This window comes from Bacillus cereus group sp. N8 (genome assembly GCF_016483685.1).
Lineage (GTDB): Bacteria > Bacillota > Bacilli > Bacillales > Bacillaceae_G > Bacillus_A > Bacillus_A proteolyticus.
The window spans coordinates 15,408-38,168 of the sequence record NZ_JAEHBK010000033.1 but is presented as its reverse complement, the minus strand read 5'-3'; the positions used below and the strand labels follow the sequence as shown (position 1 = coordinate 38,168).

Below are 22,761 nucleotides of genomic sequence, written 5' to 3'. Positions count from 1 at the left end.
ATGACAGCCAAACGGATCAACTTCAGCTTAATATCCTTACTAAGAGAAAGCCATTCAGATGTACCAATTTTCATATCCTTTTCCTCCCTATACCCTTTTTATACTTCAAGAAAATGAACCCCTTAAAACATTTGAATTTTACACTAATTTAACAACTAGAAAATCCTCATCATATTCGTGAATGTGTAAATCATAGCGCATTTCTGTTGCATCCAGTACTTTACAAAACCTCTGATAGTAAGCCGGATTACTTACTTCCATGCCAATTTCTCCATTCCTGAACAGATACTCTAAATCATCAATGATTTCTTTTACTGTATTCTCCAATATTTTCACTCCTTACCTTTATAAACTAACCTTGTAAGGTTTGTTTTCAGATATTTTATAAAAAATTCTTATTAACGTCCTTAACTCCCTTTAAACCGCTTATTTTCACTTACAACACATCCTTTGTTATTTAGGTCTTATGTCATTCACCTTTAAATAAACATTGGTTATATCGAAATCTGAGAAGCCGTTTTTTGATGAGAGTATGATTTTTTGAACTACCCCCACTTCATTTAGAAGTGGGGGATTTGTAAGTAAAGAGTTCTATCGAACTCTAATTTATTAGGCTATCTCCGCATTCCTTGCGGTTAGAAGCCTTATTGCTCCATTCTCTAAAAACAAAAAAAGGAACCCTTTACGGACTCCTTTTTACCTTGCACTATTTTTAAAATAGTGCATTCTTACACCTACTTTTAGTATACATTATAACTCCTATAAAATAGATATGATTAAATAAAGCTGTTACTTTAATTTATAAAAAAGATGCACGCCTAAAAATCACTTCCATCTCATTGATTTTTTATTATATAAACTTGACAACATAAATATACAAATTATTAACGATAATAAATATACAATTAGAATAATATACAATTGTTTTGTTTCGATGCTATCAAAATAAAGACTCATAATTGGATATGACCAAGGGAATAGTATCCAATAGTTTGTATGAGAGATAAAAAAACTACCTAGTCCACCTATAACCCCTACTAATAATGAAAGTAACGGGATTTTATAAAATATTATATTTATTAAAAAATGTAGATTCACAATAATTAAAGAGCTAATTACCAAAAAAAGTATAGAAAAACTTACTCTTTGATAAACAGTCCCGAGATTATCAACCGTTAATACTATAGGTATACTAGTTATGACTAAAGCACATATTAAATAACAAAAAGTAATTATTAAGCAAAACAAAAACTTATTACTTAATATAGTTTTTAAAGTGATCCCATGATAAATAGCAGACATATATCCTTTTCTTCTGAATTCGTTTACAAAAGAAAATGACACTAATAGACCTATCGCAATAGGTAAAAATAACCTACAAAAAAGGCTCAGAATCGCTATATGCATGAAAACGCCATCTTTTAATTGAGGCGATACAGTTAGAAAAACTTGAAAACTAATTGGTACCAACAGAAATACTAGTAACAGGATATACAATCCATTATGAAGACTTTTTTTATATTCACCTAAAATACCCACTTATTTCACCCTTTATTATTCATATGTATAATATTTAAAATTCACAGTCAATAACATAATTCCTAAAATATATATTGAAGAACTTGCAAGATATAATAAAATAGTTGTTTCTTTAAACATTACGTCACTTACTATATTCAATGCATAAAATATTGGAAATGTCTTTGTAAATATTAAAGGAAATAATCCATATGTTACGATAAAAAATATCCAAATAACTGACAAGGATGCCGCAAGAATTCCCTTTTTTATAATTAAGTGAAAAAGCAATTGAGAATATGGTATTGCTAAAGATAAAATGGTACAAAGTATCAACATTTTTAAAAAATAAAGTATTGATATTTCATATCCATTTATAAAAGTATAGATACCCATAACCGAAAAATTTAAAATATTAAAGATCAAATAGAACAGTATAAACAATAAATTTTTAGCTACCAATAACTTGAATTTTGAAATGGGTTTTGTATAAATAATGGCCCAAGTACCATATTTGTTTTCAGAAGAAATGATATAATACCACATACAAGCAGAAAAAATGCTTAACGTTAGTGTATTAAAGTTTACTGTAATTGCTATAAGATTTGTAGATTGAAACATGTCAGGATTATTCTTGTTAAAAATAAAATAACTTATACACAAAAAGCTTGATAATAATGAAAAAAACAAAGAAATTAATAATAATTTTCTCCCACCAATTTTCCTCATCTCACTAATTACACTTTTAAAGATAAATTGCATTATTATAGTAACTCCTTTTGTTTAGTTAAAGATAAAAATACTTCCTCTAATGTTGGCTTTTTAGGGCTAACTTCAAAAATATCTATATCATTTTTAATTAATATTCTGGTTAAATTAGGAACACTATCTTGATCTATTATTATTTTGAATACCCCTTCTTTTTCTATGCTATAGGGTATACCCTCTGTATTTAAAATCCTTTCTGTGGGAGCAGTATCATTCACGTGAACAATATATTCTCCAGAAGTAATAATTCTGTTTAAATTCCCTTCATAGAGTAAGCTACCCTTATGTAGTAATGCTATGTGATCTGCTATCATTTCAATTTCAGCTAAATTATGACTAGAAATAAATATAGTCTTCCCCTCATTTTTTACTAAATGAAGTAATAAACGCCTTATCTCGTGTACTCCTTCTGGGTCTAATCCATTTGTCGGCTCGTCAAGAATTAGTATTTTAGGATTATTAAGAATAGCAAAGGAAATACCTAGCCTTTGTTTCATTCCTAAAGAAAAATCTTTAACTTTTTTATCTTTTGCTTTATATATTCCTGTAGTTTTTAATACTCTATCTATTTCATCTAAAGGTTTATTAATCATTTTTTGTACATAGGCTAAATTTTCATATGCTGTTAAATTAGGATAATAGGTAGGTGAATCAATAAAACAACCCACATTTTCAAATAATTCTTCTTTCCATTCTTTGATATCTTTATTATTAAATAATATCGTTCCTTTATCTAATGGAATTAATCCTAATAGCATTCGCATAGTTGTTGTTTTTCCTGCACCATTTGGACCAATAAAAGCATATAAACTTCCTTCAGGAACAGATAAGTTTAAATCCCTTACAATGGATTGATTTTCAAAAGATTTTGTTAAATTTTTAGTTTGAATTGCTAATTTCATTTTGTTCCTCTCTTTCTAACCCCTAAATATTTACAAATCCTCCAGTAACACTTTATGTATTTCAAACAATTAAGATGGCTTCCTGCCATCCCTTGTCCGAAGCCAATTCATCTCCCACCAACTCACTGGGCTGTGCCCATACACGTTCCTTGAGGAAGGAGTCTTCTTGGCTAAAATGATAAAGTTTGATTAAAAGTACCTACTCTCACTCTTACTCCACGGAATATAAAAAGAATCTAATTTGAAAAGAGATTAATCAAAATAGATTCTTTTCCAGTAGATTTAAGATTAGTTTTTATAAAAATGGTTGATTAAAATTACACATGTTAACCTTACTATGTGATTCTCTGATTAATAAAACGCAAAAAAAATTTGGGAATAGTAACATCTATACATTACCATTATCCTTTTTTTTATAGAAATGGTTCGAATTCTCGACAATAATCCATCCTATAGTTATTAATGTTATAGAAAATAATCTAAGACCCAATCTATACATATAATCTAAATCTTTAAGATAAAAGAAAGATAATATCCCTATAACAGCACCAACTATTCCTAGAATCAAACCCTTATATTTTTGTAAAAACATCAAGTTACCCCTTTCGTACAAACAAAATATTCCATATATATATAAATAATACTAAATTATGGAACATTTTTAAAGAATCAAAATGTTTTTATATTCAATTCATATATTTTATTTCTTTTCTTAATAAAAATATCCCCATAGATAAGTAAATTCAAAGGGATAAAACTGTGCATATTTTTTATAAACAGTTAATCTTTTTTATAAACGATTAAACTTTATTTCAAATCCACAACAGCTCATTTATTTATTGGTTCCATATGTGTACATGTCGGATATTGAGAACAGCCAAAAAACTTATTTCCTGTTTTATTTGAATTTCGAACGACTAAATGATTCTTACATGCTGGACATTTCCGTTCTGCCGGTGTCACCCCTTGATACACATCTTCAGCCGAATATTCGGGATTAATTTTATTAATCAATTTCTGAAGTTCTGTACGATCTATTAGTTTTACATGGCATGCCTCTGCTAATTCTTTCGCTTGCCTTGTATACACGCTGTTCGTTACAACCCAACTCTCATGTGCTTTGTAATAAGCTTGCGCTGCATATATCTCTTGTACGGCACTGATGCCGACTCTATTTTTCATCCCGTAGCGTTTCGCCTGGATTACAATACGATTTTTCCCCTTCAATACCAGATCCGCTCCGAAATCATTTGACTGCTTTGTGACTGTTGGAGAATAACCCAACTCTCGAAAGAGAGCTTTTAGGTATACTTCGAATTGATGGCCGTCCATTTTGTCTATATAGCGAATACCGGACTTAACCATTCGCTTTAATATTCTTCGCTCCTGGATCTTCCGGTACATAAATTTACAAATATGAAAAAGAACATAAAGGATAAAACCATAAATCAAAATCTGTAATATGTTTGGCATTCCTGGTAGATTAGACACTTCTCTCCACCTCTTTAATTGGTTTCATTTTCTTTGGTTGAGCTGTTTCTTTTGGCTGTTGTTCACTCACTTGTTTCTTCCGGACATCGTTCCAATCTTTTTCATGCGTTGGAATGTCCTCTTTAAGATCTACAAAGCATTTCATCGTCTGAATGAAGTCTTTCCCAGCCTTATCATTATCAACCGCCATAATGACCTCTTTAATATCGTGCCCTTCTTTTTTCGCATCCATTAAAGATTGAATCACCGTTTTTGACTTCAATCCATGCATGGAGACCAGGCGAGCGTTTTGTATTTCATTTTGCTTGATACTCCAATGGGACAACATGTCGATTGGATCTTCATAAAAAATAATCTTATCCGGCTTGCCTACATCAACTGTAAAACCTGCATGAATCCTTTCGTAATTCGGGACAATTTGTTTAAAACTTCCTCGTTTATTCTCCATTTTGACAGTACCTTGGCGATTCATTCCAATTACTTTTCCTTTACCTCCTTCTTCTCTCCATTTGAACACGACATTATTTTTCTTATCCTGAGCGATGAGATCCTTTTTAATTAACCAGTTCACTAAACGAGGATCTATTTTCCGCTCATCTATTAAGTACTGCTTGATCTCTGTTTGTTTCTGCACCTCTAAGTGTTTTGGATAGATAAATGGCTGCTGTCCTTTTTTGCGTTCTTCTTCAGCTTTTGAGCGATCAAACTCTTTATAATCCCCTTTATTTATATCTAATACGGCTTGTGGAAATGTCATTTCATAGTACATCATCGCAAAGCTAATCGCTCCATATCCCTTCTCCCCTCGACTATTCCAGGCGTATTGATTCCCTTTAATAATGAGACTGTCATGCTCTGTATGACGGTAATAGTTTCCTTCTTTCTTAAACGTTTCTCCCTTTGCTTCGAGATATGAAATCAAGTCTATATTTCTTGCTTTCATCGCGTCCTCCGTACTGACATGTGACATTACGGAATCCCCCCTTTACTCTATAAAATGAAATAAAAAAGAGGACTATTCCGTTTCATAGTCCTTTTCTCTTAATCTACAATTTCAGCTTTATGGTTCTGTTTCTTGATCCTCAGCTTTTTCACGATTCTTTGACCAAATAACAACAATACATTCAAAGAGACAGCCACAAGAAACATACAGCCTGCAAACAGCCATACACTCATGATATAACCTTCCATTCTAGTTCCTTCTGTAAGAACACATATAATGGTTTTTGTTCCGACAGCATTTCACGAACGGCTTGAATTTCTTCGTTAGATAACGAAATAAAAATAAGCTCTTTTGAATCTCCTTTTTCTGCCCAAACACCCTTGTAATCAATGTCCACGATTTCTACAATGTTTCCCATTCCCTTTCACTCCTTTCGTTCTCAAAACAAGAAAGAGGGCTTTACATGTACCCTCTTTCATTTCTAGACATAAAAAAATCACTTTCCGTTTTCTCAAATGAGTAACAAAAAATGATTCAATCTGATTTTCCTGTTATAAAATTTTTCATCGTTCCATTTCCTTTGTTTCTTTTTTTCTACTTGATTTCTTTGTAGCCTTCGCCTGCTCTACATGACCTTGTGCAATAGGCTCTCGTTCTATTCCTTTATTATTGTTTTGGTTTTGCTTATCATTCAATGGCTGATATTTTTTATCCATATTCATTTCCTTTGAAGTTGTAGACTGATTCACCGTTATTCCTTCTTTCCCAAGCTTCTCATCCACCTGGTTTTCTAATTTCACTACGTGTTCCTGGCTTACCAGCTCATTATCAATCGAAACATACTTTGTTGTATAATATCGCTCTTCAGCTTTTACACGAGTGACAATACTATCAATATTATCTGGTGTTTCTTCATATTGTGAACGTCTGTATGCTTCGTATTTCCGGCTTAAACCCTTATCTAATGTAGTTGACTCTTGTTCTTTTGAAGGTTGAATTTGTTGATCTAAAGAGGCAATAGGTGCATATCCTTCCTTTTTCATTTCTTTATACAATTCCACTTCTTTTTCATTAAATGAGTAATCTTTTTGCCCCTCCGCTTTATCAACTAAGAGTCCATATCGTTCATCTTTTACGATTTCATCTAGACTCATATTTGCATCCTTTTCATAAACAACAAATGACAAATTTCCTCTACCATCAAAGATAGAACTTTGAACCTTTTCATATAAATCTGGTTTCAAAATGTTATCTAAATAGACACTTTCTCGTTTCCCGTTCTTTTCCATTAGAGAAACATATAAATCTTCCCTATCTGTTTTATCTTGATTCCATACAGACAAGTAATTTATATCTTTCGTAACAGCATCCATCATGTGGATTCTTGCCAGTTCTTCATCTTGTATACCGTTTGCTAATACTTCAATTGTAACTAAGTGATTGGGTGTCTCTTTCGATTTTTCTAATGTACTTTCCTGTGCTTTTTCAATCGGTATTTCTTTGTTATTTCTATGATTCACTACCTCATCTCGTAACGCTTGTTTCACGTCATCCGATAGATACCTTTTCTCGTTCAATACTTGTTCATACGGTGTCTTGTAATCCCCATCCCCCATATCCAAACGATCCATACTCACAAGCTCCATTCTCCCAAAATCTCTATCTACTTCTTTTGGAATGGCAATATGATAACGAGTTTTATCATATGGTACGTATTCATCTCTTTCTCTTGCCTCCTCTTTTGCTTTTTCAATATTTGTAATGACTTCAGCCATTTTTTCATTGGCCTCTCCAAATGGGATCAATTGATTACCTTTAAAATTTTCGTTTTCGCTCCACTGAACTAACATAGTTGGACGATTGATTTCGTCCTGATTTAGTGCTGCATATTTTTCTTGATTTGCCTCGTTAAATGCCTCTATAAATTCTTTATCACTCAATTGTTCTTCACCTTCTACAGGCTCAAACGCTCGATTTCTATCTACTTGCTCCCTTAACTCTGTAACGGAAACAAGCTCTTGTGTCGTCTTACTTAAACTCATAAATTCCACCAATAAAATATTCTTTTCATCCTGCTTTTCGTTTCTATTTGCCATACTTCCCACCTCTTTTTCATGTATTTGTTGTTTTTCTTTTTCCAAACTGCTTTCAATTGTTTCGATAAATTCAATGGAAGTTTCATGTACTTCTTTCAATAATTTCGTTTTATCTTTCATTTCTTTTCCTTGTGTCCAGCTCGCTAAATAACCTAATGAATATTCGCTTGTATCCATTCCGAAATAAGAAGAAACCGCATAAGCCGTCATTTCTGCTTGGAACTCTTTTTCTGGTGCTGTGTAATTCATATGCGTCTCTTCTGTATGAAGTTTGGCATGGGCAAGTTCATGAAGAAGGGTTTTCACATTTTGCAATTCACTGTTTCGTGGATTCAAAGCGACCTCTTTTGTTAAGGTATAGCTCACACCTTTTGCGACGCCCAGTTCTGATTTTGGTGCAATGATTTTCACACCGTTTTTTTCCGCAATGGCTTCCATTCCTTTGTACAAACTCTTATAATCTGTAACGCTTCCTTCTAGCCAACGATTCGGAAAAATACGAGGTAGATCTTTTGCTGTTGCGCTTGTTTGAGACACATCAAACACATGGCCAACAGCAAAATATAAGCGACCTGGTTTCACCTCCACGCTTTTAGAATCAATTTGTTTTTTCTCTTCCTCATTTGCTTTAGTTACTGTTTTCCATGTGCCTTCTTTGTCTTTGAATTTTGCTATAGTTCTGTTTGGAACAAGGATCTGGATTCCTTTCTCACCCTTCTTAACCGCAAACCCTTTTTCTTTCCAAAAAGAAAAGGAACCAACTGCCTTGGCTCCCTCGAATTGACTCTGTATTAATGAAATATTAGATGGTGAATAGTGATAAAACTTTGCCATAAACGATAAATAATCTTTCATATCTCCTGGTGTACGAAAATAGCCTTCTATGCTTTTTTCCATCTTTTTTGTTAAAGCTTGCACCGCTTCTTTCTTTTCTTCTGCTGATTTCGTTTGATATTTTTTCTTATAATTTTTACTCATGATCTTCTCCTACTCTTTCGCTAGCTCTTTGCAATTCCTCCATGTCTTCTTCATTCCATCTTTCATTTGTATCAAAGAAAAGCTCATGAGTTTTTACGTTAACCGGAACTAACATATTCTCTTGATTCATAACATGAACTGCAAGTTCTTCCTCTTGTTCTCGTGTGATTTTGATTGTTAGTTCTTCCTCTTTTACAAGTAAAATGAGTTCACCTTCTCCAATTTCTTTAATAACTCCTAATGCAATATCTTCATGAAATAATAACATCCTAATAACCTCCTATTTTTTTATAAAAAGAACAATGTAGCTTACGTTACATTGTTCTTTGATGCCTCATGATCTATACGTTTTTGTCTCGCATGACTAATTCGTTCCGCTACGACTTCCTTTGCCATTTTCACGCCACCGACTTCTATTTTATCCGTAGTAATAATACTCTCTAAATCTAAGTCATTGGCAAAAAAGTATCCATTCATTAATTCAATTAAAACTTGTGTATTTCGATCCGCACTATTTGCACCAAGACGAATTTTTGTTAACTCACTTTTTAAAATGTCATGAAGATTTTTAGAAACAACTTCTGAAATATAATTCAATGACCATTCTGTATTTTTTGATGCTTGATGTTCTCTACAAATCCTTACAATTGCTTCGCCGTTGTATCTAATATTGTGTTCTTCCATATAATCTTTAATATACGTATCTGTTTCTTCATCCAATGTAATTTGCATGCGAAAGTCCTTCATTTAATAACCCCTCTCATTTTGATATGTACTTTCTTTTTGCATACGCTCATAATACTTTTGGTTCTTCCAGCTTTCATATTCACTTTTAAAAGCACGTTCCACTTTCCTCATAGAATACTGAATTGATACATTCTGTTGAAATTTTTGAAACGGCTTTGATTTTTTCATGTGGTGGATTCTCTTTTGTTCTTTATCGTATGCCTTCATTTCTTGTAAAAAAGCGTTCCCCATTCTTTTATACAGGTCATTGATTTTATTCGTCTTATAATTTTCATATTGTTTCTTATCATACTTTCCTTCTCCATATGCTTCTTTAAAAACCTGCACTTCTTTATCTAATTTTTGAAGAAACTGATCGTAATCTTTTTTATGATGATGTTGAATATATCTCCTGCTTAATTCATCAATTTCCGGCTTCAATGGCTGAATTGTATTGTAGCTATATTGCCACTGTCTTTTATCACTTGGTAACTGTTTGTAGATTTGTAAAAACAATGGTTTCAAATGTTGGTTGCGCCAATCAAAAACGGAATCTTCTTTTTTACTTCCCACCATGTTGTTTCGAATCAGATCATTAATTTGTTTTTGTTCCTGCTTACGATCTAACAAATTGTTTACGACTTTTCCCCTCATTGCATCCAAGGTTTTGGGTTTTCTTTTGCCACGTTCTCTCGTTGGAAATGGTTCAACAGTTGCCACATGAATATGAATGTTGTTCGTATTAAAATGAATGGCTGCCGACCAGGTAGAACTTTTTTCTAACCCCTCCCTTTTTTGCATTTCCTTCATCGCAAGCCGTGTCACATCCATTAACTTTTTTTCATCTAATGTTTTTGTTTTCTCATCATAAATACCTTGTTCCTCTAGCCAAGGATTATGAAAAGAAATGACATCTTGCCACATGATACTTCCATTTTCGTGAGCGGTTTTAAACATTTCCTTTAAGGATTTTTTCTCACTTTCTGTTAAACGATTTGCGTGTTCCGTAAACAGTGCCGATGTCTTTTCTGGATTCCCCATATAATCTTGATACGTTTCAAACATTTTCGGATTCAGCTTCACTTCACTTTTTGCTTCTTCCCGATCTACATACTCAATATAGTTCTGAAAGGCATCCGAACTCGGCAATACAAATTTTGTTTTTAAAACAACACCTGGCGTGACTGAAGAATGAACAGGAACGGCATTACTCATTTTCATCATCCTGTGTCATGAGTTGTATAAACTCATTCATTTTTTTCATTTCGCTATAACACTCTCTCATTGCATAAATGTTCTTTTCAATTAAATTTTCTAACTCCATTTCCTTTTTTGTTTGCTCCGGCAAATAAGCCGCCATTTCAAGTATTCCTTTTAAAAGTTTTTGTCTTGAAACTCCTTTTTTCTTTGCCATTTCATCAAATTTTTTGATTGCAACCGGATCTATATCTCTTATTTTTAGATGCACAATTTTTGCTCCTTTCTGCAATTGTGGGTAGAGATCAAAAAATAGTGAGAAGAGCATAAGGGGTTTTTGCCCCCACCGAGGGTGTGGGGCTAGGCGGAGCCTAGCAAAACGGTGGGGGCAAGAAAACCTTCTAGGTGTAGACTCACTCACGACTCAAAATCTTCTGATGTAGACTCACTCACGACTCATTTTTTCGTGATGTGGACTCACTCACGACACGAAATCCCTTGATGTAGACTCACTCACGACATGACTTTTTTCAATTTTTATTAATTTCAAGTGCCTTTTGCTCTAATTTTTTGATCTTATCTCGTGCAATTTTTTGTTCACCTTTAAACAATTCAATGTTCTTTTCTGATGATTTTATTTTGGATTCTAAAGATGATATTTTCGATTGGGTTTCCGTTTTTTCCGCTTCGGTTTGGTACTTCATTTCATCTTTCAGTTCTTTCACTTTCTCAAAAACTGTCTTCCCATTTTCTTCTTCAAGCTTGATTGCTTTTCCATAATTTTCGATCTTTGTTTCAATATCTTTTTTATCTCTTTCTATAAAATCTAACTCATATGTTTTTTTATCTTCGGCTAACAATTCATCATTCGCTTTTATTTTTCTTTGATCGGTAAAAATCGTCTGAACAAGTTTATTTTGACTCTTTGTACTTGTATTTTCTTCTTCGTATTCGTTAACATCTTGTGTAAACTTCCGAATATCCATTTGTTCTTTTTCACTGTTTTTATTGTAAATATCTAAAGCTAACGCTCCCCAATTTGGAGATAATTCTTGGACTTCTATCACGTAATTTCCGTTCTCTTCATACAACACTTTGACAGGTAATTGAGCACCTGGCTTTCCTTTTTCTTGTGCCTTAAACGTAAATCCAGTTTCCTCATATCCTTCTATCCGAAATCGAATTTCTATGAAGTTTTTATGTGGATTATATTCCCTTTGCTCTACAATCAATTTTCCCATCCCCGACAACTTGATTACTTTATTTGTTTCCGTATGGAATAGTTTTTCATCGTTCGGCATGTAAATTTTAGATGTCAAGAAAGCGAAAAAACCGATAAATAGAAAGCTGATAATTGCTAGGTAGATCCACGACTTATTTCTTCTCAAATTTATTCTTTCACTCTTCTTACTGATTGCACCTATCACACTCTCACCTCATCTTTTTTTGTTATAAAACTTGCACATTGAGTTCTTCTACACTTGTAACTCGCCATGTTTCCTTTTCCTTTTTTATGATGATTCGCAACACACTTTTAACTTTTTCTTCTCGATTTTGCGCTGAATCCGTCGTGACATTTATAAATTCAGCTAACACATTTACTTCTTCTTGATCGGGTTCATTTTCTTGTAAATAAAACTTCATTTCTATTGGTTTTGTTTTATAGGTATCTCCTAATTCGTATTTATCAGTGGGATAAAATTGTTGTAAAAGTTCTTCACTCATAATGGATTTTGCTTTTTCTTTTCGCTCATTATAGCCTTCTTTTTCTCGATGAAAGGATAATTGAATAAACGTTTCGGCTGTCGATAAATACGCTCTTCTCTGTTGTTCTTGTGCGGAGGGAAGCACCTTATCAAGTCGTCTTTTTAAGTCTTCATTTTGTTTTGTTAGTAATTCTGTTGAAAGTTTTAGCTGTTTTTCTTTGCCATCACTCATTGATTTTTTACTCAAATAGATATTAAAAGCTGTCACGCCTATTACTAATATGACAAACACAATAAACAAAAATTTTCGTTTATCTTTCATACTTAAAGTCTCCTATTCTTTCGATTTTTAGAACCTTCTTACATGACCAGAAAAGACTTTTTTCCAATACGGATTATTTAAATCTTCAATGGAAACACCTTTATTTGTTTGGCATCCAATGAAAGTATTTTTATCAATTACAATGCCAACGTGTCCGTCATGTTTGTAGGTATCAAAGAAAATAACATCACCCGGTTTCATATCATTTGCTGATACTGTTGTACCGATTTTATTTAATGTTTCCGTACTTACAGCTCCTATCGGACTGGTATACATCCCTACTTGTTCGAATGCCCAACGTACAAAACTTGAACAATCAAAAATCCCTCTTGCAATGTCATTTGTATTACGTCCTCCACCAAATACATACGTAGAACGCCCTATCCATTGACGACCTACATCAGCAACTTTTGAACCGCTACTTCCTCCACTTCCTGGATTTCCTCCTCCACCAGAAACGACAGAACCTGGTTGATAATATTTCAAAACGGCATCAACATAAAGCGCGTCGCCATAGCACGCGGAGTAGGGTATCATCTCTGGCCTTACACAACGATACATGCCCGTATGTTTCACTTTTTGATATTGTTGTTGTGAAAATTTAATAGCTAATTCTTTCGTATACTTGCCACCATTTGCACCAATAAAGTCAAAAAATCCTGTCCCGAAATTGTAAGCTTGAAGGGCTGTTTTGATATGGTCCATGTCTCCTGGACTCGTTACTCCGGCTCTTTCTATCGCATGTTTAAACTCCTGTACACCAGCCCAAATGGAATAGTCAGGATCTGTAATACAGTTTGGTGATTTACAATATTTCGTATTAAATGCACCTTCAGAACTTTGCATGGGATCACTACCACGTCCTCCGCTCTCTTGCATCATTTGGGCAAGCATTAAAGCGACAAAGGGTTCCACGCCAAACTCTTTCGCATACTTACGAATCGTAGGTTCCCATTTCAAAACTTCGGGCGATACATTCATCACTTGCCCTTCACCTGTATACGTAATGTCACCCGTGTCTGTTCCTGTTCCACTATCACTTCCCATTGCTGCAATGAAAATACTAACGACTCCAAGTAAAAGAAAAGAAAAAAGACCCATCACAAGTAACGCTAAAGTGATGAGCCATTTCTTTGGTATTATCTTTAAAACAAGATGCATGGTATTAAGCACCTCCCCCGAATAACATCAATTCTTCGTCTGTTACTTCTACATGAAAGTGAATATTTTTTACAGCCCCAATACTTAAAATGACATCCCCTGTTGGTAAATGTGGGATCGCTGCAATTTCACTTTCACTTAACTGTCCAGCAAATACTTTTCGTAACATATCTAAACTATTATTATCCTGTTGCATGATAAATTTGTACTGTGTTAACTCAAATAATACTTTGATATCATCAATTCGTGCCTGTGAAGAACCTTCCGGTACAAAGTCTCGAATACTGTGACTTGCATATAAAAGACCAGCAAAATATTTTCTGTCTTCCCGGCTTAATTTAATTAAAGATCGTAACGCATGTTCACTTTCTTCTTTCGTGTTGATAATACGGTGTGATTCGTCAATCAAAATGAAATAACGAATTACATCTTCAAAAGCAAGATGCTTTTTATTAAATGCATCTAATTGTGGCGCACCATTTGAAATCATCTCATCCCAAAGTAAATTTAAGATGTTAAAAATTTGAGCACCAAATACTTCATTTTTGAATTCTGAAATATTCCGTAAAGAAAAGGAAACAACTTGTTCCTTCTTGAAATCTTCAATCGTAGAATGACCATCAAATAACTCTCTATAAGCTTCTACTAAATTAACAAGATTCAACTCGATTTTTTCTAACCGTTGTAATCTATTTTCACCCAGGTTTTCACGATGTTTTCTTGTATCCACATCTTCATATAATTCCTCACGAACATACGCTAAATAATCCGAAAAAATCGGATACTCCGTTGGCTTTTTGTTTGTAATTTCATTTTTTGCTCCCTTATCTGGATTCCATAATTTCTTTTGAATGTATAATCTTCTAAGTAAATTTTCATATTCTTTTATCTCATCATCTGGTGCCTCCGGTGCAATAAAACGGTAAAAAATTGTGAGTTTAGATAAATGTTGAATGAAACTCACTTGTTCACTTTCTGCGGTTTTAAAAACTTGAAGTGGATTAATTTGTCCTTGTGAACCATCTAATGCAATTGTTTTCCCGTTTAGATCACGTACCGTTTCCTCAAATTCACCTACAATATCAAAAATACGGATAAAATGTCCTTTACTTGCATAATCAACGGCCTTCTTTTTGAGTAATGTTGATTTTCCAGCCCCAGGCTTTCCAATGATTACCCCGTTATAACTTTTCCTTTGATGGTCTTTATGAAACATATCAAGGATTACATTCCCTTTTGTCTTGGTTGTTCCATAATACGTACCGTATGGATCGTGTAAATAAGAATAGTGAAAAGGACAGCCACCGGCCAAACTGACTGCTGGAATTTCTTTCCCTTTTCTTCGGTTCACATAGTTTTTTTGTACATTAAAGCTCGTTACAAGTGCATCCCATTCATACTCCTGTTCATTTAAAAAGACAGCTCCTCGAAAGTTATAGGATTCTAATGTTTCCATGATTTCTTTCACTTGTTTTTCTAATTCATCTAATGTTCTAGAGGAGACATAGATACGTAAATGAATACGTTTCATGACTTCACCCTGTTTTAAATCCGTATAAAGAGCTTCCAGCTCTTGAAATTCATTTTTTGCATCAATCCGATCTATATTATCTTTCGCTGTATCGTGTCGGACACTTTGCTCGCTCATGGATTTATTAATAGATTCAACAACCTCTTTTCGATCATCACTCATCACATCTAATGTTGTAATCACATTTGGCATATTCATGATTTGCTCTAACCAAAAATCATTTACCTCTGTTGGATAGTCAAAAACATGAATACAAGTAGCAAATCCATCACCTGTTTGAACATAACTTTCTTTAAAACTTACACCCCCTTGTGGTTGGACTCTAGCTAATAAGTAGGGATTGTAACCTTTCTTCTTTTTTAGTTCTTTTTGTTTTTCCTTTTTGGATTTTTTACTTTTGAACGCAAACATCTTGCTTCCCCCTCGCTACCATATATTTTTCGTTCCCAATTTTGCATTTTGATTAAACAATTTAAACATAAGCTCTAATTTTTTCTCTTCATCCACATCTAATAGTTCAGTAGAGCGTTTGATATACCGTTTTGCTGCATCCACACGTTCCTTTACGATTAATTCCGTTTCTCCGTAAATAAATAAGAAGGCTTCACGATTTGTTCTTCCCCATTCTAAAAATTGAAGTTCTTTTAACTTCTGATTTAAAATTCGTTCATACAAAGGACTGGTACATTCTTTAATTTTTTTCTCTATATATCGTTGTTGTTCGGTTGTTTGACATGGAAAGTTTAAAAAAACGAGTTTAATTGACTGTTTGTATGCTTGATAAAAATAAGCATGTGAGAAAATAACAAATGCTTGTTCGTCGCTATTCTTAGAGAACATATCATCACCTTCGACTTGAAGAATTTCTAAAAACTCCCCATTTTTCAGCTCAAATATTCCCTCCTCTGTCATGTCTATGATTTGCATAATTTCCGCAATACTTTTCTTCACCTTTGGTGGTGCTTCTTTCTTTTTTCTAGAGAAAAAGCCTAAAAGTTTTGGATTTTTCTTTTTCAAAACATCTTTCTTTGGCTTTTCTTTCTTCTGTTTTTTCACTTTGCTTTCTGCCTTTGTTTTTTCTTCCTCTTTCTTTTCGTTGGGTACCACCTTAACAATTTCTTTTGGTTCAGAAAGTGATTCCTTTACATTTTTTTCGTTAAAACGAAATGCTTTTTTCTGCGGTCTTTCTATTTGTTTTGGCTTTTCTTTTTCTACATCTTTTTCGCTGAATAACGCCATATGTGATCCCTCCCTTATTGATCGTTATCAATAGCGCAATATGCACCTTTTCTTCTTAGCAATGTAATAATCAACACTTCATACATCCGTTTTTGAGGATTTGTACTTGGTCGCCAAATCATGATAATGGCAATAGCTGCCATGAAAATAACAAATGGTAATTGTAAGGAATCATGTACGAAGTTCCTAAGAATCATCGTTACAACTAATAAACCAATCAATAAAAAGAAATCTATTAGATATAGCACTTTATTAATACGTAATTCTGTACTGATTTCCTTCGGAATCCGATAACTTCTCATCGGTATTCCCTCCTTTTCGACAATAAAAAATAAGCGTACGATTACGCTTATTTTTCATCTGTATTCTTTTTATTTTTGTTCACTATATCTCTCCAACTTTTACCTGTATTTTGACCCATCTGATAAAAACGCTTTGTATTTTGGACCGTTTCAGAATTACTGATTCGCTCTTGTACTCCTTTTACTTTTTGTTTCATGGACGATGTAGTAGAGCTATAGCCTTTTTTAACTGTATCCGTCGCATATTGTCCTAATGTACGTGTTTCATGACTACTACTTGCTGCCACTTCTCTATCACTTTCATAAGGAATACTTAGACTACTGTGTGTCACAGTTACGATATCGGCTGGTGCCGGGCTTCCTCCACTTGTTACTGGTCTTGATGTTTCCATTGGTCCCGGGCTTCCTCCACTTGTTACTGGTCTTGATGTTTCCATTGGTCCCGGGCTGCTTCCACCTGTTACCGGTCTTGATGTTTCCATTGGTCCCGGGCTTCCTCCGCTTGGTACTGGTCTTGGTGTTTCCATTGGTGCCGGGCTACTTCCACCTGTTACTGGTCTTGATGTTTCCATTGGTCCCGGGCTTCCTCCGCTTGGTACTGGTCCTGATGTTTCCATTGGTGTTGGATTACTTCCGCTTGTTACTGGTCTTGATGTTTCCATTGGTGTTGGACTTCCTTCACTTGTTCCTTGTCTTACTACTCCTGTTGGATTTCCTTCACTTGCTCCTTGTCTTACCGCTCCTGCTGCTTGATTTCCTTCACTTGTTCCTTGTCTTACCGCTCCTGCTGTTGGATTCCCTTCACTTGTTCCTTGTCTTACCGCTCCCGCTCTTGGATTCCCTTCACTTGTTCCTTGTCTTACCGCTCCTGCTGTTGGATTCCCTTCACTTGTTCCTTGCCTTACCGCTCCTGCTGTTGGATTCCCTTCACTTGCTCCACTTACTTTTCCAGCTTCTTTTATTTCATCTTGAAGACTTGTTGTTCCCGGTTCTTGCCCATTTGCTACCCCTGGGTTTTCATTCCCTTCTTTTTTCATATCTTCTTGAATAGATGGAGTACCACCGTTCTTTTTATCTTCTTCCTTATTTAAGTTACCTTTTTCTTTTTCTTTATTTGCTAAATCATTACCATTTGCTTTCTTCTGATCCGCCTTTTTTATTTGATCTTGCAAGGACTCTTTCTTTTCCGACTCATTCCCTTTTTTCAAACCACTTATGATACCAGCCATGCCACCTGTTGCCATCACTGCCGCACTTGCTGTTGTAGCTGCTGCACTCGCTGTTTTTGCTGCTACAACACCAGTTCCTTGCGCTGCGCCTTTCGCTCCTTTTCCAATCATATTCCCTAGACCCTTCATTGGTTTTGAATTTGCAAGACCGCCAATTCCTTTACCAAGTGCGAAACCACCAGCCAACATGCCCCAACTGCTCTTTAATCCAATATCTATCCCAAATAGCCTTTCCACTACTGCTGGGCCATCTAGAACTGCCATACTAAATGCGGCTAATGCAATAAGATATGGTACACCACTTAATTTGTCATGGAGAAACTCCGTTCCCATTATATATAGCTTCAAAGATAGGAATATCATAATCGTTGCTACAAATATATTGAGTATATTTGATAACACGGCTTTTAACTTTTGACCATTCGCCACGTCTGCTGGTGCTAAAATATTGGCTAACAAGTAGTTAAACGTCAACTCATAAAATAATCTAGCTAACTTAATACTTACTAATAACAACGTTGCGCCTGTTATCAGTAAAGTAAAGAATATATTCCAAAAGTTCCAATGCCAGCGATAATACTTTTCTGGGAAGAAATCAAACCATCCATCTTTCAATTCGGTTAAGGATGCAACTCCTAATCCATCCATTACTATTTTATTCTTGAGGATATCTTGACCACCTTCGGATAACGCCTTATCCTTTGCAAACTCAAAATCTTTATCTATTTTTTCAGTAATATCAATTTGTCTAATATTTTTTTCCGGAATATTATTTTTCGGATTTAAATCTTCTTTCTTCTTCCATCCGTTTTGATCTAATACTGCAATATCCGTTATATTTTTCTTAATAATTTCATCACTTAAAGAGCCTTTTTGCTCTGATTTTACAACCGATATGGCATCATCGGTGAACTTATCAACCTTTGTCATACCAGTACTTAATAAACAAAGTACACTCAACGTAACGAAAATATTGATGATAATTTGAGAACGGTTCATTTGTTTGTTCATAATGAACATGTAGCCAATATATAAAAACGATATAGCTAAAAGAACGACGAACAATGGATATAACATATCAACAAACTCTTGTACTCCCGGTGAATTAAAGAATCCTTTAATCCCCAATATGGCATCTGTCACACCTTCTAACGCATCTACAATTAAAGATAAACCTTGAATTATAAACCACCCTATCCATCGAAATACATAATTAACAATGTCACCCACTTGAAGATAATCCGAGAACTCTTCTAAAACCTTTAAAATCTCTTCATCTTTCACCATTTACCCTCCCCTCTTGCTTACTACTGCCCTAATACTTCCTTTGCTGTCCAATTCACCCTTTCATTCAGTCTGTCAATACGAATAATCAATTTCCCTTTTTGTTCCCGATCTACTAAAAGGAAAAGAACCGCATCTTCTAGACCAAGAATGACCTCATTTTTTTCTGTTACCAATGGCGAGTAACTATCTAAAATCAATTGCATTTTATCTGTTATTGTCGGCATCTCCATTCTCGCTTCCTCCTTTATTTCTGGATTCAAAAAGGCACTCAATTATTTGAGTGCCTTTTTAACTCGTTACTTGTTCCTTTTCTTCTAAATCACGTAAAATTCGATTAATCTTATTTTCAACTGCTTGATATACACCTTTGTCGATATGATCATTGTGAGCTAACATTTGAAATTCACTGTAAAACTCGCCCATTTCCTGATTTTCAACCTCATCTATTCCCTTACCTAACTGTGCTATAAAGAACTTATCAACTAGTTTCAAAACCGCTAAATCAGATTCAAAAAACTCAATAACCGTTTTCATCTTCCAATTTTCAATGGAAAGTGGATTAAATGGACTGTCTTCTTGTTGGAATGACTCTTCCGGAATGTCTTCATCAATCCTCATCATTTTAGGTTCTTCTGTTGGCTGCGGTAGCTCGACTGCTGAAGAAGTTTCCTGTTCTGGCTCTGGTGGTTCTTTCTTGGTTTGTTCTGCCTTTCTTTCTCCTAGGAAATCTACAATGAGTTTTTTAGGATCTACATCATCATGTAGGGAGTCAATATCTATATCTAAAATAGATTTATCTGTATCGAACTCTACCCCTAGGTATTCCCATCTGTATTTTAAGGCTGTTTCGTCCGTATTATAAATTGGTCGTGGCCTGATACGTGTTCGATTATTATCTTGACGTTTTATTACACGAATAACAGTAGCTTCTCCTTCTTTAAGACTCATAAGTTCATTTGGTGTTAAAAGTGGTCGTTGATCTAGACTTTCGGTTTTGTTTTTATCTGTAGAGAGACCTTTTCCACTTCGGGAAAGTGTGTTAATTGTCTTGTTCCCAAGCTTCTTCGACACTCTTTCGGCTGTCTGTTGGTCGTTTGTTAATATATAAATTGTATTCCCACAGTTACCATCAATGGTATCTGCATCATCTCCATATTTGTTTTTTAGTTGTGAATATGCTTGAATGATGAGATTAAAACGGATATTTCTTCCCAAACAAACCGTTGCTAACGTTGCCATTCCTTCTATACTCGGCATATTGTAGGGTAAGAACCCGGCGCCTTAAGACCTTTCGGTCTTAGGTTTCCGAAAACTCCCCCCCGAACCGCACGTACCCCTCTCAAGGTATACGGCTCTCCGTCTCTTCAGTCTAGCTTCCCGTTATGCAGGTCACGATGGCACTTTCGACAAAGTACCATTGTTTTACGGTTTCTTGCTATCATCTGTCTTTCCCATTTCTTTTTCCCTTTAAGGTTTTTTAACTTTCGAACATGATGAACTTCCATTGAACCTTCTTCAATTTTGCACCATTCACATTGATTAGCCATCAACCTTTGAATAAGAGAAGTTCGAGATTGATAGGATACTTCCGAAGGAAGTTTTTCTACATCCATTTTAATTATAGGTGTTTTCTTCCTACGAAATCCTTTATCATAAAGCACTTCCGTTTTCTTTCCAGACTTTGTATTATAACTGACTTGGAATGTTCCGTTTACCATAAACTTTTGTTTAGCTTTTCCTAAGGTAGTACGGTACTTATTTGCTAAGGTTTTATACATAGAGTATTCCAGGAGATACTTATAACTGTTTAAATGGCACACATTCACTGCCAATTGATAATATTGATAGGTTCCACGTATTTGAGCGTTATAGTTCCTTAAAATCTCAAGAGGCACTAATTTAATTAGCTCTGGACGGTGAATTGGTTTCCATTGACCTGTCTTTTGGTTGACTTTTATTGCCCCTTTTTTAAATAGGCGACTATAGACAAGATCAGTAGGCATATATAGTTCACACTTTAACGAGAATGCTCTTGTTTTTATTCCATCGCTTCGTCGTTTGGAGTGGAAATCTCGTCCAACTTTAACGTCGTAACCTAAAAATCGAGCCTTATTTCTTGTATTTGTTATAAGTGTTTTCTCCTCGGATAATGTTAGCTTAAGTTTAGATTTCAAGAAATTAGCGATGTCTTTCTTCGCTCTATTCGCATCTTCCTTACTCCCAATAACTCCTATTAGAAAGTCATCGGCGTATCTCACATATTGAATTCGTTTATAATTCTCATCCATTGGATATCGTTGAGGTGTGCGTTCTCTTTCAGCTAATAACTCACGTATTTTATTAATCAACTCTTTTTCCCGTACTTCATCTTTTTCTTTAGCTTCCCTTAGTTTTTTCTTAGCCCTACTTATCTGATGTTGTATTTTAGAATAAGCTGGATTTGTCCTTTTAATCTTTCCTACATCAAAAGTTGACTTATACCGATTCATAAAATTATCTAATTCATTTAAATAAATATTCGCTAATAAAGGGCTAAGTATACCACCTTGTGGTGTACCACTAAACGTCTTATGGAACTTCCAGTCTTCTAAGTAACCGGCTCTAAGAAACTTCCATATAAGCGCAATAAATTGTTCATCATCTATCCTCTTCCTTAGAGTATGGATAAGGATATGATGATTAATATTGTCAAAAAAGCCTTCAATATCACCTTCGATGAACCATCTACTCCCAGTAAACGTGCCTTTAACCTGAATTAAAGCTGTATGACAGCTCTTTTCAGGGCGGAAACCATGAGATAACTTACTAAAAGTCGGTTCATAGATAGATTCTAATAGGTTTTTTATGACTTCTTGGACTAACTTATCTTCTACGGAAGGTATGCCTAACGGACGCTTTTTTCCATTTTTCTTTGGAATATAAACTCTTCTTACTGGTTTTGGCTGATAAGAATAATCTCGTAATTTATCAATTAATCCTGAGATTCTTCTTTTAGACATTCCGTCAATGGTCTTTCTATCTGTTCCAGCAGTCATATTTCCTTCGCTAGCGTAAATGTTTTGATATGCTTCAAGGAAAAATAATGGATTGTACAGATTTCGATATAATTTCTTGTATTTGTACCCTGCTTTCTTACTGTGAGATGCTAGATTTTCTAATACGATTTTTGGGCTTCGCAAGAGCCTCACGCCCCTTCCCAATTTAATATTAGTCGAAAAGACTGTCCTCCTTCGCCTTGTACGAGGCTTTCCCTCGCTCTGACTACTACGAGAACTCCGTTACCATATTGGATTTTCATGAGCCACATACCTTGCTTTTTACACTTGGTATCATCCTCAATAGCCTCCTTACGAGGCACTCCAAGT

Annotated in this window: 22 protein-coding genes and 1 pseudogene; all 23 read right to left on the bottom strand. The window is 34.6% G+C overall.

All coding sequences use genetic code 11. The features are described 5' to 3' along the window. Positions 1–138 precede the first annotated feature (138 nt). The 23 genes and pseudogenes from JDS80_RS26195 to JDS80_RS26090 all read right to left on the bottom strand — a co-directional run bounded on the left by JDS80_RS26195 (position 139) and on the right by JDS80_RS26090 (position 22,575). On the bottom strand, positions 139–327 hold the full coding sequence (locus JDS80_RS26195) for a hypothetical protein (RefSeq protein WP_199640347.1): 189 nt from the start codon (positions 325–327) through the stop codon (positions 139–141). Between the two features lie 498 nt (positions 328–825). After that, a complete protein-coding gene (locus tag JDS80_RS26190; protein ID WP_070144054.1) occupies positions 826–1,539 on the bottom strand; it encodes an ABC-2 family transporter permease in 714 nt (237 codons plus the stop codon). 15 nt (positions 1,540–1,554) lie between these two features. Further along, positions 1,555–2,280: an ABC transporter permease gene (locus tag JDS80_RS26185; RefSeq protein WP_199640346.1), complete on the bottom strand. Its 726-nt coding sequence runs from the start codon at positions 2,278–2,280 to the stop codon at positions 1,555–1,557. 2 nt (positions 2,281–2,282) lie between these two features. Then, positions 2,283–3,188, bottom strand: a complete 906-nt coding sequence (locus JDS80_RS26180) for an ABC transporter ATP-binding protein (protein ID WP_070144056.1) — start codon at positions 3,186–3,188, stop codon at positions 2,283–2,285. 388 nt (positions 3,189–3,576) lie between these two features. Then, positions 3,577–3,780 (bottom strand): hypothetical protein, encoded by a 204-nt coding sequence (locus JDS80_RS31660; protein ID WP_070144057.1) that lies wholly within the window; start codon positions 3,778–3,780, stop codon positions 3,577–3,579. Positions 3,781–4,016: 236 nt separating this feature from the next. Continuing rightward, entirely contained in the window at positions 4,017–4,679 is a 663-nt protein-coding gene (locus JDS80_RS26175) for a restriction endonuclease (protein ID WP_199640345.1), read from the bottom strand. After that, complete coding sequence (locus JDS80_RS26170; protein WP_199640344.1) at positions 4,672–5,649, bottom strand: DUF3991 and TOPRIM domain-containing protein; 978 nt, start codon at positions 5,647–5,649, stop codon at positions 4,672–4,674. The genes JDS80_RS26175 and JDS80_RS26170 overlap by 8 nt, the downstream gene beginning before the upstream one ends. Before the next feature lie 202 nt (positions 5,650–5,851). After that, positions 5,852–6,040 (bottom strand): hypothetical protein, encoded by a 189-nt coding sequence (locus JDS80_RS26165; RefSeq protein ID WP_199640343.1) that lies wholly within the window; start codon positions 6,038–6,040, stop codon positions 5,852–5,854. A 145-nt stretch (positions 6,041–6,185) separates the two neighbouring features. Beyond that, entirely contained in the window at positions 6,186–8,696 is a 2,511-nt protein-coding gene (locus JDS80_RS26160) for an LPD25 domain-containing protein (protein ID WP_199640342.1), read from the bottom strand. Further along, positions 8,689–8,964, bottom strand: a complete 276-nt coding sequence (locus tag JDS80_RS26155; protein ID WP_199640341.1) for a hypothetical protein — start codon at positions 8,962–8,964, stop codon at positions 8,689–8,691. Before JDS80_RS26155 ends, JDS80_RS26160 begins: the two co-directional genes overlap by 8 nt. Before the next feature lie 41 nt (positions 8,965–9,005). Next, positions 9,006–9,443, bottom strand: a complete 438-nt coding sequence (locus JDS80_RS26150; RefSeq protein ID WP_071717410.1) for a hypothetical protein — start codon at positions 9,441–9,443, stop codon at positions 9,006–9,008. Next, positions 9,444–10,637, bottom strand: coding sequence for a MobP2 family relaxase (mobP2, locus tag JDS80_RS26145; RefSeq protein WP_199640340.1), 1,194 nt, complete (start codon positions 10,635–10,637; stop codon positions 9,444–9,446). Continuing rightward, positions 10,630–10,947, bottom strand: a complete 318-nt coding sequence (locus JDS80_RS26140) for a DUF4843 domain-containing protein (protein WP_206774692.1) — start codon at positions 10,945–10,947, stop codon at positions 10,630–10,632. Before JDS80_RS26140 ends, mobP2 begins: the two co-directional genes overlap by 8 nt. Positions 10,948–11,149: 202 nt before the next feature. Beyond that, positions 11,150–12,046 (bottom strand): hypothetical protein, encoded by an 897-nt coding sequence (locus tag JDS80_RS26135; protein WP_199640339.1) that lies wholly within the window; start codon positions 12,044–12,046, stop codon positions 11,150–11,152. Positions 12,047–12,068: 22 nt separating this feature from the next. Beyond that, on the bottom strand, positions 12,069–12,647 hold the full coding sequence (locus JDS80_RS26130; RefSeq protein WP_199640338.1) for a MerR family transcriptional regulator: 579 nt from the start codon (positions 12,645–12,647) through the stop codon (positions 12,069–12,071). A gap of 27 nt (positions 12,648–12,674) precedes the next feature. Further along, a complete protein-coding gene (locus JDS80_RS26125) occupies positions 12,675–13,808 on the bottom strand; it encodes a bifunctional lytic transglycosylase/C40 family peptidase (protein ID WP_199640337.1) in 1,134 nt (377 codons plus the stop codon). A gap of 4 nt (positions 13,809–13,812) precedes the next feature. Beyond that, positions 13,813–15,750 (bottom strand): VirB4 family type IV secretion system protein, encoded by a 1,938-nt coding sequence (locus tag JDS80_RS26120; RefSeq protein WP_199640336.1) that lies wholly within the window; start codon positions 15,748–15,750, stop codon positions 13,813–13,815. 15 nt (positions 15,751–15,765) lie between these two features. Next, positions 15,766–16,578 (bottom strand): hypothetical protein, encoded by an 813-nt coding sequence (locus tag JDS80_RS26115; RefSeq protein WP_199640335.1) that lies wholly within the window; start codon positions 16,576–16,578, stop codon positions 15,766–15,768. A 14-nt stretch (positions 16,579–16,592) separates the two neighbouring features. Then, the gene (locus JDS80_RS26110; protein WP_002166621.1) at positions 16,593–16,880 is read right to left on the bottom strand and encodes a DUF5592 family protein; all 288 of its coding nucleotides are present in this window, start codon (positions 16,878–16,880) and stop codon (positions 16,593–16,595) included. 47 nt (positions 16,881–16,927) lie between these two features. Further along, the gene (locus tag JDS80_RS26105; RefSeq protein WP_199640334.1) at positions 16,928–19,393 is read right to left on the bottom strand and encodes a pLS20_p028 family conjugation system transmembrane protein; all 2,466 of its coding nucleotides are present in this window, start codon (positions 19,391–19,393) and stop codon (positions 16,928–16,930) included. Between the two features lie 23 nt (positions 19,394–19,416). Next, a complete protein-coding gene (locus JDS80_RS26100) occupies positions 19,417–19,626 on the bottom strand; it encodes a hypothetical protein (RefSeq protein ID WP_199640333.1) in 210 nt (69 codons plus the stop codon). Positions 19,627–19,684: 58 nt separating this feature from the next. After that, positions 19,685–20,656: pseudogene (locus JDS80_RS26095) on the bottom strand (TraG/TraD/VirD4 family protein); the annotation flags it as partial. A gap of 104 nt (positions 20,657–20,760) precedes the next feature. Beyond that, complete coding sequence (locus JDS80_RS26090; RefSeq protein WP_199640332.1) at positions 20,761–22,575, bottom strand: reverse transcriptase/maturase family protein; 1,815 nt, start codon at positions 22,573–22,575, stop codon at positions 20,761–20,763. Between the last annotated feature and the right edge of the window lie 186 nt (positions 22,576–22,761).

What these genes read in the sequence shown, in the direction of transcription:
- JDS80_RS26100 (WP_199640333.1), bottom strand. Translation starts at nt 19,626, where the DNA reads ATGGAGATGCCGACAATAACAGATAAAATGCAATTGATTTTAGATAGT.
- JDS80_RS26110 (WP_002166621.1), bottom strand. Translation starts at nt 16,880, where the DNA reads ATGAGAAGTTATCGGATTCCGAAGGAAATCAGTACAGAATTACGTATT.
- JDS80_RS26185 (WP_199640346.1), bottom strand. Translation starts at nt 2,280, where the DNA reads ATGCAATTTATCTTTAAAAGTGTAATTAGTGAGATGAGGAAAATTGGT.
- JDS80_RS26115 (WP_199640335.1), bottom strand. Translation starts at nt 16,578, where the DNA reads ATGGCGTTATTCAGCGAAAAAGATGTAGAAAAAGAAAAGCCAAAACAA.
- JDS80_RS26150 (WP_071717410.1), bottom strand. Translation starts at nt 9,443, where the DNA reads ATGAAGGACTTTCGCATGCAAATTACATTGGATGAAGAAACAGATACG.
- JDS80_RS26180 (WP_070144056.1), bottom strand. Translation starts at nt 3,188, where the DNA reads ATGAAATTAGCAATTCAAACTAAAAATTTAACAAAATCTTTTGAAAAT.
- JDS80_RS26125 (WP_199640337.1), bottom strand. Translation starts at nt 13,808, where the DNA reads ATGCATCTTGTTTTAAAGATAATACCAAAGAAATGGCTCATCACTTTA.
- JDS80_RS26155 (WP_199640341.1), bottom strand. Translation starts at nt 8,964, where the DNA reads ATGTTATTATTTCATGAAGATATTGCATTAGGAGTTATTAAAGAAATT.
- JDS80_RS26160 (WP_199640342.1), bottom strand. Translation starts at nt 8,696, where the DNA reads ATGAGTAAAAATTATAAGAAAAAATATCAAACGAAATCAGCAGAAGAA.
- JDS80_RS26130 (WP_199640338.1), bottom strand. Translation starts at nt 12,647, where the DNA reads ATGAAAGATAAACGAAAATTTTTGTTTATTGTGTTTGTCATATTAGTA.
- JDS80_RS26165 (WP_199640343.1), bottom strand. Translation starts at nt 6,040, where the DNA reads ATGGGAAACATTGTAGAAATCGTGGACATTGATTACAAGGGTGTTTGG.
- mobP2 (WP_199640340.1), bottom strand. Translation starts at nt 10,637, where the DNA reads ATGAGTAATGCCGTTCCTGTTCATTCTTCAGTCACGCCAGGTGTTGTT.
- JDS80_RS26170 (WP_199640344.1), bottom strand. Translation starts at nt 5,649, where the DNA reads ATGTCACATGTCAGTACGGAGGACGCGATGAAAGCAAGAAATATAGAC.
- JDS80_RS26140 (WP_206774692.1), bottom strand. Translation starts at nt 10,947, where the DNA reads ATGCTCTTCTCACTATTTTTTGATCTCTACCCACAATTGCAGAAAGGA.
- JDS80_RS31660 (WP_070144057.1), bottom strand. Translation starts at nt 3,780, where the DNA reads ATGTTTTTACAAAAATATAAGGGTTTGATTCTAGGAATAGTTGGTGCT.
- JDS80_RS26120 (WP_199640336.1), bottom strand. Translation starts at nt 15,750, where the DNA reads ATGTTTGCGTTCAAAAGTAAAAAATCCAAAAAGGAAAAACAAAAAGAA.